The 16,291-nt window shown below is 53.7% G+C and carries 15 protein-coding genes; 8 read left to right on the top strand and 7 right to left on the bottom strand.

The features are described 5' to 3' along the window. The first annotated feature begins 13 nt into the window (after nt 1-13). The gene (locus tag Q0683_RS00205; RefSeq protein WP_298612022.1) at nt 14-556 is read left to right on the top strand and encodes a hypothetical protein; all 543 of its coding nucleotides are present in this window, start codon (nt 14-16) and stop codon (nt 554-556) included. On the opposite strand, the gene Q0683_RS00200 is transcribed toward Q0683_RS00205, so the two are convergent. The 7 genes from Q0683_RS00200 to Q0683_RS00170 form a co-directional block, all read right to left on the bottom strand. Further along, nucleotides 553-1,020, bottom strand: a complete 468-nt coding sequence (locus Q0683_RS00200; protein WP_298612019.1) for an EVE domain-containing protein — start codon at nt 1,018-1,020, stop codon at nt 553-555. The genes Q0683_RS00205 and Q0683_RS00200 overlap by 4 nt on opposite strands. A gap of 22 nt (nt 1,021-1,042) precedes the next feature. Next, on the bottom strand, nt 1,043-1,990 hold the full coding sequence (locus Q0683_RS00195) for an NAD(P)-dependent oxidoreductase (RefSeq protein ID WP_298612016.1): 948 nt from the start codon (nt 1,988-1,990) through the stop codon (nt 1,043-1,045). Further along, nucleotides 1,978-3,021 carry a uroporphyrinogen decarboxylase gene (gene hemE, locus Q0683_RS00190; protein WP_298612013.1) on the bottom strand — a complete coding sequence of 348 codons (1,044 nt, stop codon included), beginning with the start codon at nt 3,019-3,021 and terminating at the stop codon, nt 1,978-1,980. The genes Q0683_RS00195 and hemE overlap by 13 nt, the downstream gene beginning before the upstream one ends. Before the next feature lie 247 nt (nt 3,022-3,268). Next, nucleotides 3,269-4,972, bottom strand: coding sequence for a R3H domain-containing nucleic acid-binding protein (locus Q0683_RS00185; protein ID WP_298975593.1), 1,704 nt, complete (start codon nt 4,970-4,972; stop codon nt 3,269-3,271). After that, entirely contained in the window at nt 4,965-5,993 is a 1,029-nt protein-coding gene (ldpA, locus tag Q0683_RS00180; protein ID WP_298612007.1) for a circadian clock protein LdpA, read from the bottom strand. The genes Q0683_RS00185 and ldpA overlap by 8 nt, the downstream gene beginning before the upstream one ends. A gap of 19 nt (nt 5,994-6,012) precedes the next feature. After that, nucleotides 6,013-6,795 carry an RNA polymerase sigma factor SigF gene (locus tag Q0683_RS00175; protein ID WP_298612004.1) on the bottom strand — a complete coding sequence of 261 codons (783 nt, stop codon included), beginning with the start codon at nt 6,793-6,795 and terminating at the stop codon, nt 6,013-6,015. Between the two features lie 211 nt (nt 6,796-7,006). After that, entirely contained in the window at nt 7,007-7,822 is an 816-nt protein-coding gene (locus tag Q0683_RS00170) for an undecaprenyl-diphosphate phosphatase (protein WP_298612001.1), read from the bottom strand. A gap of 144 nt (nt 7,823-7,966) precedes the next feature. Between Q0683_RS00170 and Q0683_RS00165 the strand changes: the two genes are divergently transcribed. The 7 genes from Q0683_RS00165 (at nt 7,967) to Q0683_RS00135 (ending at nt 16,237) form a co-directional block, all read left to right on the top strand. Then, nucleotides 7,967-8,824 (top strand): hypothetical protein, encoded by an 858-nt coding sequence (locus Q0683_RS00165; RefSeq protein WP_298975589.1) that lies wholly within the window; start codon nt 7,967-7,969, stop codon nt 8,822-8,824. A gap of 15 nt (nt 8,825-8,839) precedes the next feature. Next, on the top strand, nt 8,840-11,227 hold the full coding sequence (gene recG / locus Q0683_RS00160; RefSeq protein WP_298975586.1) for an ATP-dependent DNA helicase RecG: 2,388 nt from the start codon (nt 8,840-8,842) through the stop codon (nt 11,225-11,227). Nucleotides 11,228-11,288: 61 nt separating this feature from the next. Then, a complete protein-coding gene (gene ftsH2 / locus Q0683_RS00155) occupies nt 11,289-13,184 on the top strand; it encodes an ATP-dependent zinc metalloprotease FtsH2 (RefSeq protein ID WP_298614237.1) in 1,896 nt (631 codons plus the stop codon). A gap of 191 nt (nt 13,185-13,375) precedes the next feature. Then, a complete protein-coding gene (gene folE / locus Q0683_RS00150) occupies nt 13,376-13,966 on the top strand; it encodes a GTP cyclohydrolase I FolE (RefSeq protein ID WP_298614239.1) in 591 nt (196 codons plus the stop codon). A gap of 8 nt (nt 13,967-13,974) precedes the next feature. After that, entirely contained in the window at nt 13,975-14,739 is a 765-nt protein-coding gene (locus tag Q0683_RS00145) for a GTP-binding protein (protein WP_298975582.1), read from the top strand. Next, nucleotides 14,736-15,536 carry a metallophosphoesterase gene (locus tag Q0683_RS00140; protein ID WP_298616469.1) on the top strand — a complete coding sequence of 267 codons (801 nt, stop codon included), beginning with the start codon at nt 14,736-14,738 and terminating at the stop codon, nt 15,534-15,536. Before Q0683_RS00145 ends, Q0683_RS00140 begins: the two co-directional genes overlap by 4 nt. After that, nucleotides 15,533-16,237: a metallophosphoesterase gene (locus Q0683_RS00135; protein WP_298975579.1), complete on the top strand. Its 705-nt coding sequence runs from the start codon at nt 15,533-15,535 to the stop codon at nt 16,235-16,237. Before Q0683_RS00140 ends, Q0683_RS00135 begins: the two co-directional genes overlap by 4 nt. Nucleotides 16,238-16,291 lie beyond the last annotated feature (54 nt).

Genomic DNA, 16,291 nt, shown 5'->3' with positions numbered 1-16,291 from the left:
ATAAAAGCAACGAATGCTGGAAACTTGCCCTCGCTGTTCTGCCCGTCTAGGAAAGCCACTGTCCTCCGGTCGCCAAGTGTGTAGTGTGTGCGGTTGGAGTACCGTGGTCATTGAGCGATCGCCCCCACCGCCACCCACGGGATTGCCCCTGCTTTTGAATCAGATTAGGCGGTTGCTCAAGCGTTTTTTCCAGTATCTAGGGGTGCAACTGCAACTCCTGTGGCGATCGCTCACCTCTCGCCTCCAGCAGCACCAACCCCGCCGCAACCTCTGGGAAAGCCTCGTCACCAAGCTCAAACACCTTGAGGAAAAAATTCCCACCGGTGATCCCGGCAAGGAGTGGCTCACTCCGGAAGAGGCCTTTCGACTCTTGGGCGGAAATCCAGACAACCCCAACTCCAAGGTGAGTACCCTCGATGGCAAACGGCGGATTGGTTTCTCGGCCTTTCGGCGACTGGTGAATACCGCAGAATATGCGGATTTTGGCTTTCAATACTCTAGCGATCGCCACCTGAAAAATTTACCCTATTTGCGCCGTCTGCCTCGCCAACCCTAGGGCGATCGCAGGCCGAGAATGATCTGCCACTCTGATTCAGTAACCGGTTGTACCGAAAGACGGCAGCCTTTTTGCAATAGCAGCATCCCCTCTAGGCCGGGCGTTTGCCGCAGTTCTGGAAGGGTGATGGGAGGCAAAAAGTCACGGCGGTACTGAATATCCACCATAAACCAGCGGGGATTCTCAGGGGTACTTTGGGGGTCGTAGTAGCGGCTGTCGGGATTCCAAGCAAAGTGATCGGGATAGGCAGGCTTAACAATTTCGGCAATGCCCATAATTGCCGGCGGGTTGGCATTACTGTGATAAAAGAGCACGCGATCGCCCACCTGCATTTGATCGCGGATAAAGTTGCGTGCTTGGTAGTTGCGTACACCTTCCCAACAGGTGGTTTGTTGTGGAGCTGCCTTCAAATCCTGCCAAGAAAAAACACTTGGCTCCGACTTCAATAGCCAAATGCCTGTCATCCAAGACTCCGCAATGGTTGGTTTAGAGGTCTGCTGTACCCAAACTACAGCGTAGCAAATCCGCCACCGTGGCACAGTAGGGGGTTAGCCCCAGAGCTTGAGGATTGAGCACCGTCTCATAGGTGAAGTTGCGATAGTTTAAGCAAAAATAATCCCACGGCGACATTTGCACTCGAAATACTCGCACAAAGAAGTTAATCACCGGCAGTGTCAAGGGGACTTGTACATAAATTGGCAGCTTTACCGCAGCGCATAACTGTGCCAACATCTCATTGACAGTAATTGGCGGGTTACCCAGAGCCACACGGCGCGGTACTGGATACTCAGGATGCTGCAATAGGTAGAGAACCACTTGGGCAATATCGCGGGCATGGATAAAGTGAAAACTGGCCTCTGCTCGGAAAAAGCGAGCTAACCACAACCACTTGAGGACATCACGCATCCCTTCCGTGATAAACGAGGGACGCTTCCCATCAGTCCCTCCCCCAAACACCATGGTCGGAAAGAGTTCAATCACGCGATCGCCCACGGGCAGTTGTTCAATGGCATGGAGACACTGATACTTCGAGCGAATGTAGTCTGTGCCCAAGGTGCCCGCCTCCGGCAGCGGTTCCATCTGATGATTGAGGATACTTGCCGTGGAAAAATAAAAGACCCGCTGGCAGCGTTGGGGATCGAGTTGCTTGAGCAGAGAGCAAGTTTGCTCGTAATTGATGGCAAAGACGTTCTTTCCTCCCCAAGCAGTTGCCGTCAGAATTGCGACATCGAGGGTTGGCAACAGTGGTTCCAAGGGCGTCAAATCCATCAAATCCCCTTGGATCACATTCACCCCAGATCGCCGGCGAGGCTCAATTTGCAGCCGGGCGGGGTTGCGCACCAACAAAAAGAGTTCGTGATCTGTTTGCTGGATCAGCGCCTCAGAGATGTACTGACCAATGCAACCACTGGCGCCCGTAATTAGGATGCGCATGGGGCAAGAGACTTCACCAGATCAAAGAGAAAACCCACATTCTCCTCAGGGGTTCCTTGAAGAACGCCGTGACCTAGGTTAAAAATATATTTGCCCTTGCGACCTGCCTCGATAATCGCGAGTGCCCGTTCCTTGAGCACCGGTTGGGGGGCAAAGAGCATGACCGGGTCTAAATTCCCCTGCAGACCGACACTGGCAGGAAACTGTTGGCGAATCGTGCCGATGTCCACTGTCCAATCAAGGCTGACAATATCCACCCCCGTTGCCGCCATGCGATCCACCACTGCAGCACTGCCATTGATATAGAGGATGATCGGCACATCGGGATAGACGGCTTTGACCTGTTGCACCACCTGCTTTTGGTAAGGGAAGGCAAACGCATCGTAGTCCTGACGGCTCAGTTGACCCGCCCACGAATCAAACAGTTGCACCACCTGAGCACCACAGTCAATTTGGTAGCACAGATAATCGGCAACAGCAGTGGCCAAATGGCTCAAGAACTTGTGGAGCAAGTCTGGCTCGCGATAGGCCATGGTTTTAATTTCGATGTAGTCCTTGGAACTTTTGCCCTCAATGGCATAGGCCGCAAGGGTCCAAGGGGCACCGGCAAATCCTAGGACGGTGGCGCGATCGCCCACTTCTTGGCGCAGTGTCGAAAGAATCGGACGAATAAAGGGACAGGCCGCTTCCGGTTCCAGGGGATGGAGTTGCTGCACCTGCTCAAGCGTACGGATGGGTGGGTCAATAATTGGCCCTTTACTCTCCACAATGTCAAAGGGAATCCCAACCCCCGGCAAGGGCGTGAGAATATCCGAGAAGAGAATTACCCCGTCTGGGGCGAAGGCACGAAAGGGTTGGAGCGAAATTTCAATGGCGAGTTCAGGAATTTCCGATCGCTGGCGAAACGAGGGATAGCGATCGCGCAGGTCACGATAGACCTTCATATAGCGCCCGGCTTGCCGCATCAACCAAATGGGCGGACGCTCAACGTTTTCACCACGGGCAGCACGTAGGAGTAAAGGGGTGGCCATCCTAAACTTGTAATTCCAACCGTTTTCCATGGCTCTGGTGCGCAGGCTCAGCAACCCCATTGGGTCGGGTCTTACCTACGGTTCCTAGAGCTTGACCCTACAATCATACCCTAGGGGGCGATCGCTCCCACATCTCAAAAGCGAATTCCTTTGCTTTACCCAGGGCGGGGCTGAAACTGGGCATCATTAGTCACGTCTTAACCCGGTGGCGATCTTGTTGCAGGAGTTGGTGACTTCTCCCACTTGATCAACGAGAGAGATTAGGATAAATCCGCAGCCGCCGATTCGGCTCTTCGCCAAAGCTACAGGAGGTTAACTGGTAACGCTCAACCAACTCGTGTTGCATCCGCCGAATGTTGGCCGATCGCGGTAATAGCTCTACCGCTTGCCCCTTGGGAATCACAATTTCCTCAACCGCCAGGCGTGCTTCCTCAAGGGCTTCCAGTTCATCATCGCTCCCTGTGGGACTAAAGAGGGAGAGATCTGCTGACTCTGCTGGGCTAGGGTCTTCAATACCAAGCAAATGCCGTAACCCCCGCACAATTTGTGCCATGCTGTTAGTTTTAATAGCATGTACGGGTAAATGATGAATATGGGCAAGATGCCGTAGCTTGCTTTCCCCTTTGAGATGGGAGCGCAGCGTCAAAATGACATCGGCTTGATCAATATCTTTGGTGACAACAATGGGTAGGTTGAGGGTGCGAATGGCCTGTTCCAGATGGTGGCGGCTCACGGCGTAGGGGAAAACATGCAAAGGCAGTTCTTCACCATTTGGCCCCACTGTGGGTGCATCCAAAGTTGCCTCCAGTAGTTGAGCAAAATTTGCCCGCAGGGGTTCTTTATGAGCCTCAACAACGGGCAGCATCTGGCCACTGTCACGCCAAGAGGGGCGCTGAGGCAGAGATTGCACCTCCGATCGCTGGGGGGGAGATTCGGGACGACTAATCACCACCGAGCCATCGGCAGCAACACCACGAATTTCAGGAGATGGCTGACGACCCCGCAGCAGGAGATCGACACTGGCAGCCACGTCAAGATGGACAACCCAGCGATCGCGCTCCAGCATTTCCACCGCTATTTGAAAGGTGGGCGGGGCTTTACGTTCAAGAACACTTTTTTGGGTACCGCGCCGCCGCGCTTCCTCGTCACCAAGAGTAACCGATTGAATGCCCCCTACCAAGTCTGCAAGGGTCGGGTTTTTGATCAAGTTCTCAATCTGATTGCCGTGGGCTGTGCCAATGAGTTGTACGCCTCGCTCAGCAATGGTGCGAGCCGCCAGCGCCTCTAGCTCTGTGCCAATTTCATCAATGATAATGACTTGGGGCATGTGGTTTTCCACCGCCTCAATCATCACCTGATGCTGAAGTTCTGGGCGTGCCACCTGCATGCGTCGCGCCTTACCAATGGCTGGATGGGGAATATCACCATCGCCGGCAATTTCATTGGAGGTGTCAATAATCACTACCCGCTTGTGTAGCTCATCGGCAAGAACGCGGGCAATTTCCCGCAGTGCCGTTGTTTTACCGACGCCAGGACGCCCTAATAGCAAGATGGACTGGCCACTTTCGACCAAGTCGCGAATCATGCCAATTGTGCCAAAGACCGCCCGACCTACGCGGCAAGTCAAGCCAATAATCGTTCCTTGACGATTGCGCAGGGCACTAATCCGGTGCAAGGTACGCTCAATCCCGGCTCGATTATCGCCGCTAAACTCGCCCACTCGATCCACGGCATATTGCAACATCTCACGGCTGACGGGAGTCTCGGCAAGGTATTGGGTGCTGTGGATAAACCGCGCTTCTGGTAAACGCCCCAAATCTAGGACAATTTCTAGCAGTTCTTCCCGCTGCGGGTGATCGGTGAGGGACTGGCCAAGGGGCGGCGGCAGGATGGCCAACAATTGATCGAGATCGTCAATCACTTGGCGTTGTCCAGCAGTCAATTCAACCATAGGGTACAGAGGGTAACGGGACAGATTTCAAAGGAGAGACAAGGGTTGCTGCTTCAGCAACAGCCGCTGCAAGGACGGCAGGCACAGTTTGCCATGGTTGGTCGGCGATCGCGTGGAAAGGGGCAAGGCGTTTGCGGGCATAACTACCATAGGCAACACCGGCAATTCCCTGTGGATCTAACAATCCCATTGCCCTGAGTTTAGCAACCGTATGGCCATTTGTGCCCCCCGCTAACTGCACAAATCCGGGTAAATTTGCCCCTAAAATTGCTTGACCAAACTGGATTGTGGCTCGCGTTGCCCCATCGCCAATATCGCCACTCATGGGACGACCATCCGCCTGCCAAATGAGGGCACACTCCAAGGGTTGAATCTGGCTATTGATCCAGCGCAAATAGTCAATGACTCCCTCCCCTTGGGGACAACTAATCGCCAGCACCTGTAAATACCGCACCCAAGGACGCACGCGCTGCCAAAGCTCGGCAAAAGCCCTATAGCGCCGAGGTTGGGTATGAATTTCAAGGGCTTGAATCGTGCCATCGGCAATCAAGGGAGTAATGTCCTCAAATACTGCGGGTTGTTCCGCAGTGGTAATCAAGTTCAAGGGGCAGAGGGGCAAGCAGCGGCCACAGCCATAACAGCGATCGCGCAGCACCCCTTGTACCGAGGCATTGAACTGAATGGCCTGGGCAGGGCAGATACGTTCACAGGGGCGATCGCACCCCGGTGGGCAGCGATGCGGATCAAATGTCGCCTTACGAAAATGGGGATCAGCCCCATCATTAATACTCACCATTAGTAGGGGGCGAGTTGCACCAAGGCGTTCGGCAACGGTCAAAGCGTCATTGGCAGTGTAGATCACCGCCGGATCGGCGGCCACATCAATACAGTCAGCCCCTGCCAGCGTATAAGCCAATGTCAGATTGTAGATTTGGGCAACATCTTGGAAACTGGCACCGTTAATCAGTTTGAACCAACGATGTGCCCTTAAAGCCGCGAGGGGAGCAGCAAAATCAGCCATAGTTATATTTTATGTGTTTTCAGTCCGCCTCGTCGCGGCTCATCATTCGTTGTAGGGCTTGCAGACCTTTTTTAATCTGTCGAGAGACCGTGACCGCACTTAGCCCCAAAAGTTCAGCGGTTTCTTTTTGACTCAAATCGTGCAAAAAGACAAATTCCAGAATTTGACAGGTGCGAGCTTCCAGTTTTTGCAGGCACTGCTGCAAACGAATGCGATCCTCTTGGGCGAGTTGAAAACTTTGGTACCGCTGATCGGGGACAATTTCCCCAAGAGAAACAGTGTCTTCTTCGTCTTCAAAGGTAGGGGCATCTAGGCTCACCGGAGTGGTGTGATAGCCGGCAAATTTGGCCGCTTGCCATTCCTCCAGGGAGACATCGAGAGCCTGGGCAATTTCACTATCGGTGGGAGGGCGATGCAGTTGTTTGCTTAACTCCTGAATCACTCGTTTCCCTTGACTTTGCAATGTTTGCCAACGGCGAGGCACACGAATTTGGGGGCTTTTATCTCGCAGGTAGTGTTGAATTTCACCGCGAATGTAGGGAATAGCAAAAGAACTAAAAGCCACCCCCTTACTCGGGTCAAAGCGTTCAATGGCGTGAATAAGGCCAAAGGTGCCCACTTGCATGAGGTCGTCAAAACTTTCTTGGCTGCACTGTACCCAGCGGTGGGCTTCCCTGCGCACCAGTCCCATGTTTAACTCGACAAGGCGATTCCGCAATTCCGGTGCAGGGTTCTCTCGGTATGCCTGCAACAACGAGAGGGTGGAATTCTTTAGCTCACTATTGGCTGTCGTGCTGGGCATAGAACACACAGTTTTAATTCCCCCGCATTACCTAAGATAAATGCATCAGGTATTTCTGCCGCTATTGAATGAATAATTAAGCGTGTATAGGCTTTTTCTATGGATTCGCCTATTTTCGGGATTTCACATCTAGTATGGCAGGGCACCGATGATTTCTCTGTGATCTCGACCACAGGGTTGGTTAAATTTTGCTAAATGTTCTTCCCTCGGTTCACAGGCCACCAAGGGCGATCGCGCCCCACAGGGCGGCTCCTAGGCCAATCCGATACCAAATAAAGACCCAAGTGGAATGGCGCTGCAAAAATTGTAGCAGCCAAGCGATCGCCAAGTAGGAAAACACCATGCTGGAGAGGGTGGCAATCACCAAGGGAATCCAGAGTGTTCCCTCATCAAACACATCCTTGGCTTGCACAAGGGTGGCAATTGTCAGTGTGGGAATGCCCAAAAGAAAGGAAAAGCGAGCGGCCGCTTGCCGCTCTAGACCCAAAAACAAGGCGGTGGTTAAGGTGGAACCCGATCGCGAAGCCCCTGGCAAAAGGGCAATCATCTGCCCACAGCCCACCAAAAAGCCATCGAGAACCGTAATGTCTTGGTACGTGCGCTTGCGCGAACCCCATTTCTCCGCCAGTCCCAAAAGAAGGGCCATGGCGATCGCCATGGTGGCAATGATCTGAGGGCGATCCAGCGCTACTTTAGCCAATTTCAGAATGAATCCAGCCGCCAATGCGGGAATCGTACCCACACTGATCCCCACCAATAGCTTCCATTCCTCTTGCTGCCAATCCCGCTGTTGCCATGCCCGCCAAGCCCCTTGGAGAATTTGGCGAATGTCTTGCCAAAAGTAGCCAAAAACGGCAATCACACTCCCAAACTGCATTGCATCTAGGGCAGTTTTATGCCAAATACTCTTCCATCCCAACAGGTCACTAAAGAGAATCAGGTGAGCCGTGCTGCTAATGGGTAAAAACTCGGTAATGCCTTGCACCAAGCCGAGAATGACGGCCTGCAGCCAAAGAACAATCTCCATGTTTTTGCTTCAGCGTTGTAGCTTTACCATCTTGCCACGAGTCGGTGAGTAGGCTGTCCTCATCAAGATTTTGTAATAGATTGTAGAAACAGTCCTCTAAATGCAGCAGTACTGTTTTTTGCCGTTTTGCAGTTCTGGGCCTGTATGTCGGGTAGCTTAGAAGCCGTTGAGCGGGAAATTTTAGGGTTACAGGGGATGCTATTGGCCGGAGGGGCCGAGATGCGCCAGCTCTATGATCTCTATTTAGAGATGCTCGCCCCCATCGCCCGCCAGCAGTTGATTACGGTTACGTATCAGGTCTGTACCCAAGTCTTTCCAGAGCAATTTTTGAATCTTGAAGGCGCAGAGCGGCAGGAACTCCAGCATCAGATTGTTGAACTGGCCACAGCTTTGGAAGCTGCTATTTTGGAGTTACAGCCCCGTCGCCAAAAAGGCCTGATGCAAGAGGCGATGAATGGGGAAGAACCGTTAGAGGCAAACTCAGGCAAGGAACAGGAAACTCCCTCCCTAGGGGAGCAATTGAGCCACGTCCTCTACCAGAGTTCACTCAAGATTAATCATTTGTTACAACGGGCAGCTATCTTACCCCCTGCTCCGATTGCTGTCATTTTAGAGATTGCCAGTAAGGCCGAAAATCGTCCCTTGGGGCGAATTCCCCATTTGTTGACCGTGATGCTGGATGAGCAAAAGACAAAAGGAGAAGGAGAAGAGGAGCAAAACACGGCTGAGTCTCAAGGGGAATGGTCTGGTCACCAGCCGATGGCAGCTATTTACCTCCAACTGGAAGAATTGGAGTTTCAGCACCCACCCCTTGCCAAACAGCGCAGTCAAATTCGCCAACTAGAAGCTCGCTTGGCCAGCCTCCAGCAGCAACTCCATAAAAAACAACGGCAATATCTAGTGCTCAAAGCAAGTCGGGCATGGTGGCAAACTTGGAAAGCCAATGAAGCCCCAGACGCAGCCACAAGTGTCCCCGAGGAGGCAACGGATGGTGAGCACTAAGTAAGGAGGCCTACTATGTCTCTTGACTGGCCACGCCTACAACGCGCCCTTGCCATTGAAACGGAGCGGGGTTTTTGCAACCTTCAGGGCAATACCTATCGCTTCAATGAATATTTACATGAAGCTTTGACTCAAACACCGCTACAACAGTTGCCCCTGTCGGTGCGCGATCGCTGGCAGGAAACGGCAGCTGCCTACGCCCACTACAACGATCTATCCCCCAGCCAACGCCGGCATCTGGTGGTACAAACGCGCCAACTGCTCTACGATGTCCACCGCCAACTCACGAGTCCACCCCCGCGCTCCCCTTCCCTCAATCAGGCGCTCAAGACGGTGAAGGGGATTGGCGATCGCAGTGCAGCAAAACTGGAAAAACTAGGACTTTACACGGTTGCCGATCTTATTTACTATTTCCCCCGCGAGCACATTGACTATGCCCGCCAAGTGCCGATTGGCCAACTTCAAGCGGGGGAGACGGTAACGGTGGTGGGTAAAGTCCGCCGTTGCAACTGTTTTACCAGTCCCCGCAATGCCAAGCTGACCATCTTAGAAATTATCCTTCAGGACTCCAGTGGGCAAATTCGCCTCAGTCGCTTTTATGCCGGTGCTCGCTATGCTCAACGGGCGTGGCAAGAGCAGCAAAAACGTCTTTATGCGCCCCAGACAATCGTCGCCGCCTCTGGCCTTGTGAAACTGACCAAGTACGGCCTCACCCTTGAGGAGCCGCAGTTGGAAGTCCTCGATCGGGCCGGGGCAGAGATCGACTCCCTGACCATTGGCCGAATTGTGCCCGTCTATCCGCTCACGGAGGGCGTTTCCCCCGATGTCATCCGCCGGGCAGTGAATTGCATTTTGCCGTTGGTGCAGGGCTATCCTGATCCTTTACCGCAGAGTCTGCGCCAACGTCACCACCTCATTCCCCTCGACAGGGCGCTGCAATATATTCACTTTCCCCCCGATCAAAGAGAGCTGAGTCTAGCGCGGCGGCGACTAGTTTTTGATGAATTTTTCTACCTACAACTGGGGTTACTCCAACGACGGCGACAGCAGCAGCAGCAGGCCGGCGCCCCCCTTAACCCCCAGGGCAAACTGATTGAGCAGTTTTACCAACGGTTGCCCTTTCAACTGACGGGGGCACAGCAGCGGGTGGTGGCGGAAATTTTGGCGGATTTGGAGCGCCCGATTCCCATGAATCGCCTTGTCCAAGGGGATGTGGGGTCAGGGAAAACCGTGGTGGCCGTAATTGCCCTATTGGCGGCAGTGCAGTCCGGGTATCAAGGGGCACTGATGGCCCCCACAGAGGTTCTGGCGGAGCAACACTATCGCAAGCTTTTGGAATGGCTCACCCCCCTCCATGTGCCGGTGGAACTGCTCACAGGCTCGACTCGCCTCGCTAAGCGCCGCCAGATTTTAAGTCAATTGGCAACGGGGGAACTCCCCGTGCTCGTGGGTACCCATGCCTTGATCCAAGAGGGAGTGACGTTTCAACGACTGGGGCTGGTGATCATTGATGAGCAGCATCGTTTTGGGGTGACCCAACGGGCAAAGCTGCAAGCTAAAGGACTCCTGCCCCATGTCTTAACCATGACCGCAACGCCAATTCCCCGTACCCTTGCGTTGACCCTCCATGGGGATCTCGATGTCAGTCAAATTGATGAATTGCCGCCGGGGCGCCGACCGATTCAAACTACCGTGTTGGCACGGGGCGATCGCCCCTATGCCTATGATTTAATTCGCCGTGAAGTGGCTCAGGGGCACCAAGCCTATATTGTGTTGCCCCTAGTGGAGGAATCGGAGAAAGTAGATCTCAAATCTGCAATTGCTGAGCACGAGCGATTACAAAGGGAGATTTTTCCCAATTTTCGAGTGGGGCTGCTCCACGGTCGTATGGCCGCCGGCGAAAAGGATGCCACGATTCAGGCCTTTGCTAAGGGGGAGCTGGATATTCTTGTAACTACAACGGTGGTTGAGGTGGGGGTAGATGTCCCCAATGCCACGGTGATGCTCATTGAACATGCCGAACGCTTTGGCCTCTCCCAACTGCATCAACTGCGCGGGCGGGTGGGGCGGGGTGCTCAACAGTCCTATTGCCTACTGCTGAATAGTTCCCGCAATGAGGCTGCCAAGCAGCGGTTGAATGTGTTGGCGCAGTCCCAAGATGGCTTCTTTATCGCCGAGATGGATCTGCGGCTGCGCGGTCCGGGGGAGGTGCTGGGGACGCGGCAATCGGGGTTGCCAGACTTGGCCCTGGCCAGCCTCGTGGAGGATCAAGACTGCCTAGAGGCAGCGCGATCGGCAGCCAGTGAGCTGATTGCCCAGGATCCTCAGTTACAGAGCTATCCCCTGCTGCAGGCAGTTCTCCAACAACGGCGCGATCGCCTTCTGGAGGGCATGATGAACTAATACCCCGTCTTTGGGAGGGATATGTTAAATTTAGTTAAGAACCTGATAAAAAGCGCCGCCAATGAAAGTCTCTTGGAAAACTGTTCTCCTTTGGTCAATACCCGTACTGTTAGTGGGCGTTCTCCTCTGGCAGGGGGCGAGCAACCTAATGCTCTATCAAAGTCAGCCTCCCCTCAATACGGCGAGTACCCGCATGAGCTATGGGCGATTCCTCAACTATCTGGATGCAGGTCGGATTAGCAAAGTGGACCTTTTCGACAACGGTCGCACTGCCATTGTTGATGTCTCTGATCCGGAGTTGATTAACGGTCGCCCCCTGCGGGTACGGGTGGATATGCCAGGCACGGCTCCAGAAGTCATTAGTAAACTGCGGGAGCAGCACGTGGAAATTGATGTGCATCCGGCTCGCAATGATGGAGCCCTATGGGGTCTTTTGGGGAACCTGCTCTTCCCTGTTTTACTTTTGGGGGGACTCTTCTTCCTCTTCCGCCGTTCCAGCAACGTGCCGGGAGGGCCGGGGCAAGCGATGAACTTTGGTAAATCCCGTGCCCGCTTCCAAATGGAGGCCAAAACGGGCGTTACCTTTGACGATGTGGCCGGTGTGGATGAAGCCAAGGAAGAACTGCAAGAGGTGGTCACTTTCCTGAAAAAGCCGGAGAAATTTACGGCGGTGGGTGCCCGTATTCCCAAAGGGGTGTTGTTGGTCGGGCCTCCTGGGACGGGTAAAACAATGCTAGCCAAGGCGATCGCTGGCGAGGCGGGAGTGCCCTTCTTCTCCATTTCAGGGTCAGAATTTGTGGAAATGTTTGTGGGGGTGGGTGCCTCCCGTGTGCGGGATCTTTTCCGCAAAGCCAAGGAAAATGCGCCCTGTTTGATCTTTATTGATGAGATTGATGCCGTGGGTCGCCAGCGGGGTGCCGGCATCGGCGGCGGCAACGATGAGCGGGAGCAAACCCTCAACCAGCTCCTGACGGAAATGGACGGCTTTGAGGGCAATACCGGCATCATTGTGATTGCGGCAACCAACCGTCCTGACGTGCTGGATGCGGCGCTGTTGCGTCCTGGCCGCTTTGACCGGCAAGTCATTGTTGACGCCCCTGATATTAAAGGGCGTTTGGCAATCCTCAGTGTCCATGCCCGTAACAAAAAACTGGCGCCTGAAGTCTCCCTTGAAGCGATCGCCCGCCGCACCCCTGGGTTTACAGGAGCCGATTTGGCTAACCTCCTCAATGAAGCAGCGATCCTCACCGCCCGCCGCCGCAAACCGGCAATTACAATGTTGGAAATAGACGATGCCGTGGATCGGGTGGTGGCAGGCATGGAGGGTACCCCGCTCATTGACGGCAAGAGCAAGCGGCTGATTGCCTACCACGAGGTGGGTCACGCCATTGTCGGTACATTGCTGAAGGATCACGATCCGGTGCAAAAAGTCACCTTGGTGCCTCGCGGCCAAGCCCGCGGTCTCACTTGGTTTATGCCCTCAGAGGATGCGGGTCTCATCTCGCGATCGCAGTTAATGGCGCGAATGGCAGGTGCTCTAGGGGGTCGCGCTGCCGAATACGTTGTCTTTGGGGATGCCGAGGTGACCACTGGCGCAGGGAATGACCTGCAACAGGTAACGGCCATGGCTCGGCAGATGGTCACCCGCTTTGGCATGTCCGACCTAGGGCCTCTGTCGTTGGAGACCCAAAACGGTGAAGTGTTCCTAGGGCGTGATCTGGTGTCTCGAACTGAATACTCCGAGGAAATTGCCGCTCGCATTGACGCCCAAGTGCGGGAATTAGTCCAGCACAGCTACGAATTAGCTATCAAAATCATCCGCGAAAATCGGGTGGTCATTGACCGCTTGGTGGATCTGTTGGTGGAAAAAGAAACCATTGATGGCGAGGAGTTTCGCCAAATTGTTGCCGAGTACACTGTTGTTCCTGATAAAGAGCAGTTTGTGCCGCAACTTTAAGAGCAGCTATAGCTCTTTTTCAATTAATTTCATATGTTTAGGTGTGGGGTTTGCCCTACACCTTTTCTTTACATTTGGAAGCTACTGAAATAGAATGATAATCGTTATCAAATTGTTAGAAACTTCAAGCCATGACCCAGTTTTCCCTTCCTGAACTAGCCACGGCAGATGCTGCTATTGCTGCACTCCCAATGACTCCCTCTCCCCGCGTTTCCGAGGCCGAGATGGAGCAGGCTGTGCGCGTATTACTGATGGGGTTGGGTGAAAATCCAGATCGCGAGGGACTGCGGGACACCCCCAAGCGAGTGGTCAAGGCCTTGAAATTTTTAACCTCCGGCTATTATCAATCCCTTGATGAGATTCTCAATGGGGCGGTTTTTCACGAAGACACCAACGAAATGGTCTTAGTGCGCGACATTGATCTATTTAGTTCCTGTGAGCACCATATTTTGCCGATTATTGGTCGCGCCCATGTGGCCTATATTCCCAATGGCAAAGTGATTGGATTGTCGAAAATTGCCCGCATTTGTGAAATGTATGCGCGGCGTCTTCAAGTCCAAGAGCGATTGACCCAGCAAATTGCCGATGCCCTGCAGGGGTTGCTCCAGCCCCAAGGTGTGGCAGTGGTGATTGAAGCCACCCACATGTGTATGGTCATGCGCGGGGTTCAAAAGCCGGGGTCATGGACGGTCACCAGTTCAATGCAGGGGGTTTTTGCAGAGGATGCCCGCACCCGTCAAGAATTTCTTGACCTGATTCGCCATCAACCCTCCTTCCACTAAACAACGCCATGGATACCTGCCAAGTCATTGTTGTCGCCGGTCGTTGGGGTGCCGGCAAGACCCACTGGATTCGGCAGCAATTAGCGGCCCAGAGTTGGCAGGAAGCCCTTTTTTACGCCTGTCCGGGGTATGGGGCAATGGGGGTAGATTTGGTACGCATGGGGTATCTCTATCCACGATTACAAGTCTTGCCCACAATAAGCCTAGAGAAATGCTGGAACACTTTGCCAAAGGAGGGGCAATTTTTCCTGGAGGTTGGCTATCACTTGGATGTCCACCGGTTGCAGCTTCCGGTGGCTTCGGTTAAGCGGGTGGCGATCGCCACCCCCCAGGAGACAGAATTTTGCCACTGGGCCGATGAAGTGATTGAACCCGCCGTGTCCTTGCCGGCGATCGCCCCCACTTTGCCCGAGCTGTGGCAAGTAGAACTCACCGGCCAAGTCTTTGATCCTCCCAGTTTAGATGAGCTGCTCCTTGAACTCACAGAGGGCGCCTATGGTCAAGTGCAGCGGCTAAAGGGAATTTTTGAACTGCCGGATGGTCAAGCCTTTGCCGTTGATTTTTGTCTGGGTCTTGGGGAGATCGAGTACACCAACCTCAACGTCCCACCATGGTTAGAAGGGCGCCCCCAACGCTGGAGCGGTTTAGAACTGATTGGCTATCACCTAGACAAAGCCGCCGTCCGCGAACTCATTGCCGATGCCGTCCTCAGTGACACTGTTTTAGCGCAATACCAAGTTCACTACCGCACACAGGTGGAGGCTGAAGGATGAAGTACGCCGTCATTTCTTGTATTCACGGCAATTACGAAGCCCTGAATGCGGTCTTGTTAGATATTGATCGCCAGCGAGTAGATCAAATTTACTGTCTGGGTGATCTTGTGGGCTATGGTCCCTATCCCAATGAAGTGGTGGAGATGATTCGCTCCCTCGACATTCCCACCTGTCAGGGGTGCTGGGATGAAGATATTGTCATGGGTTTGAATGCCTGTGAATGTAGCTATCCTTCTCAATTGGCCGAAAAACGGGGGCGACGTGCCCATGAGTGGACGAATCGGGTGCTGCATCCTGAAGTTCGCGAATACCTTGCCCAATTGCCAATGAGCCTACGCCAGGGAAACCTGTGCTTTGTCCACGGCAGTCCTAACAGCCAACATGAATATCTCCTTCCCAGGATGCATGGATTTGCTGCCCTTGAGCGAGTCCTAGCCGCTCAAGCAGATGTGCTCTTCTGTGGCCACACCCACATTCCCTATGTGCGCTACTTACGGGAGGGAAAGATTCGAGTCCACCACAGGGGAGAAACCCCCCAAGAATTTCAAGCTAGCGTCAAGATGATTGTCAATGCCGGCTCGGTAGGAGAGCCACGCCATGGCCGTCCCAATGCCACCTACGTTATCTACGACACTGATACCCAAGAAGTCACGCTACGGGAAGTTCCCTATGATTACCAGAAAACCTGCGCCGCCATTCTTGAGCAGGGGTTGCCGCCAATTTTTGCATGGCGATTGGCGCGGGGCATGGAGTTTGCAGAACGAGCGGATGATCCTCATCACGTTTGCCAGCGATGATCGCTCACTGGGCTATCCTCAGCGGTATTGAGGGGAATCTGAGGGCACTGGAGGCAGTGCTTAGGGATTTACAGCGACAACGTCCCCCCATTACGACCCTTTACGTTCTAGGAGACATCATTGGTCTTAAGGGGCAAAACGATGCTGTGGTGCAACGTTTGCAAATGCCTGACCTAGAGCCTTTAGACCCCCAGATTTGTATAGGCTGGTGGGAGGAGCAATGCTTTAATCTATTCGGTGTTGGCCTGTCGGGCGAAGTTCCTGAGTTGATTGCCCAGCAGGGAGAGGCAGCAGTGGGCCAACTGTGGGAGTCCATTTCCCGCTCTTCAGTGCAGTGGTTGCGATCGCTCCCCTTTGGTTTCCATGAGTTAGATTGTCTCTTAGTTCATGGCAGCCCGGTCAGTGCCTCAGAGGTTTTAACGCCGGCTACTTCTCCGGCGGTGTTGTGCGATCGCCTAATTCGAGCCGATGCCAATCAGCTATTCTGTGGACGTTCTGGAGAACTGTTTGACTGCTGGGTTCGTGCAGAAGCCTTAACCAGTGAAGTGAAAACCCTAGACGGCAGGGAGACACAAACCTTTGACCTGCCACAGCGGCGTCTCATTGGCGTGGGTTCCGTGGGGCGACAGTCCGGTATGGCTAGTTACGTCCTCTACCAGCCAGGAAACAATCAGCTCAAACAGTGTTTTGTGCGCTACTAAGGGGAAGAGGACAGCCCTGTTGAGTCCTAGGATCTCTTGTCTCTTGTAAGGGCT

Source organism: uncultured Thermosynechococcus sp., from assembly GCF_938074695.1.
Classification (GTDB): Bacteria; Cyanobacteriota; Cyanobacteriia; order Thermosynechococcales; family Thermosynechococcaceae; genus Thermosynechococcus.
The sequence above is the reverse complement of the archived record's forward strand: the minus strand, read 5'-3'. Positions and strand labels throughout refer to the sequence as shown.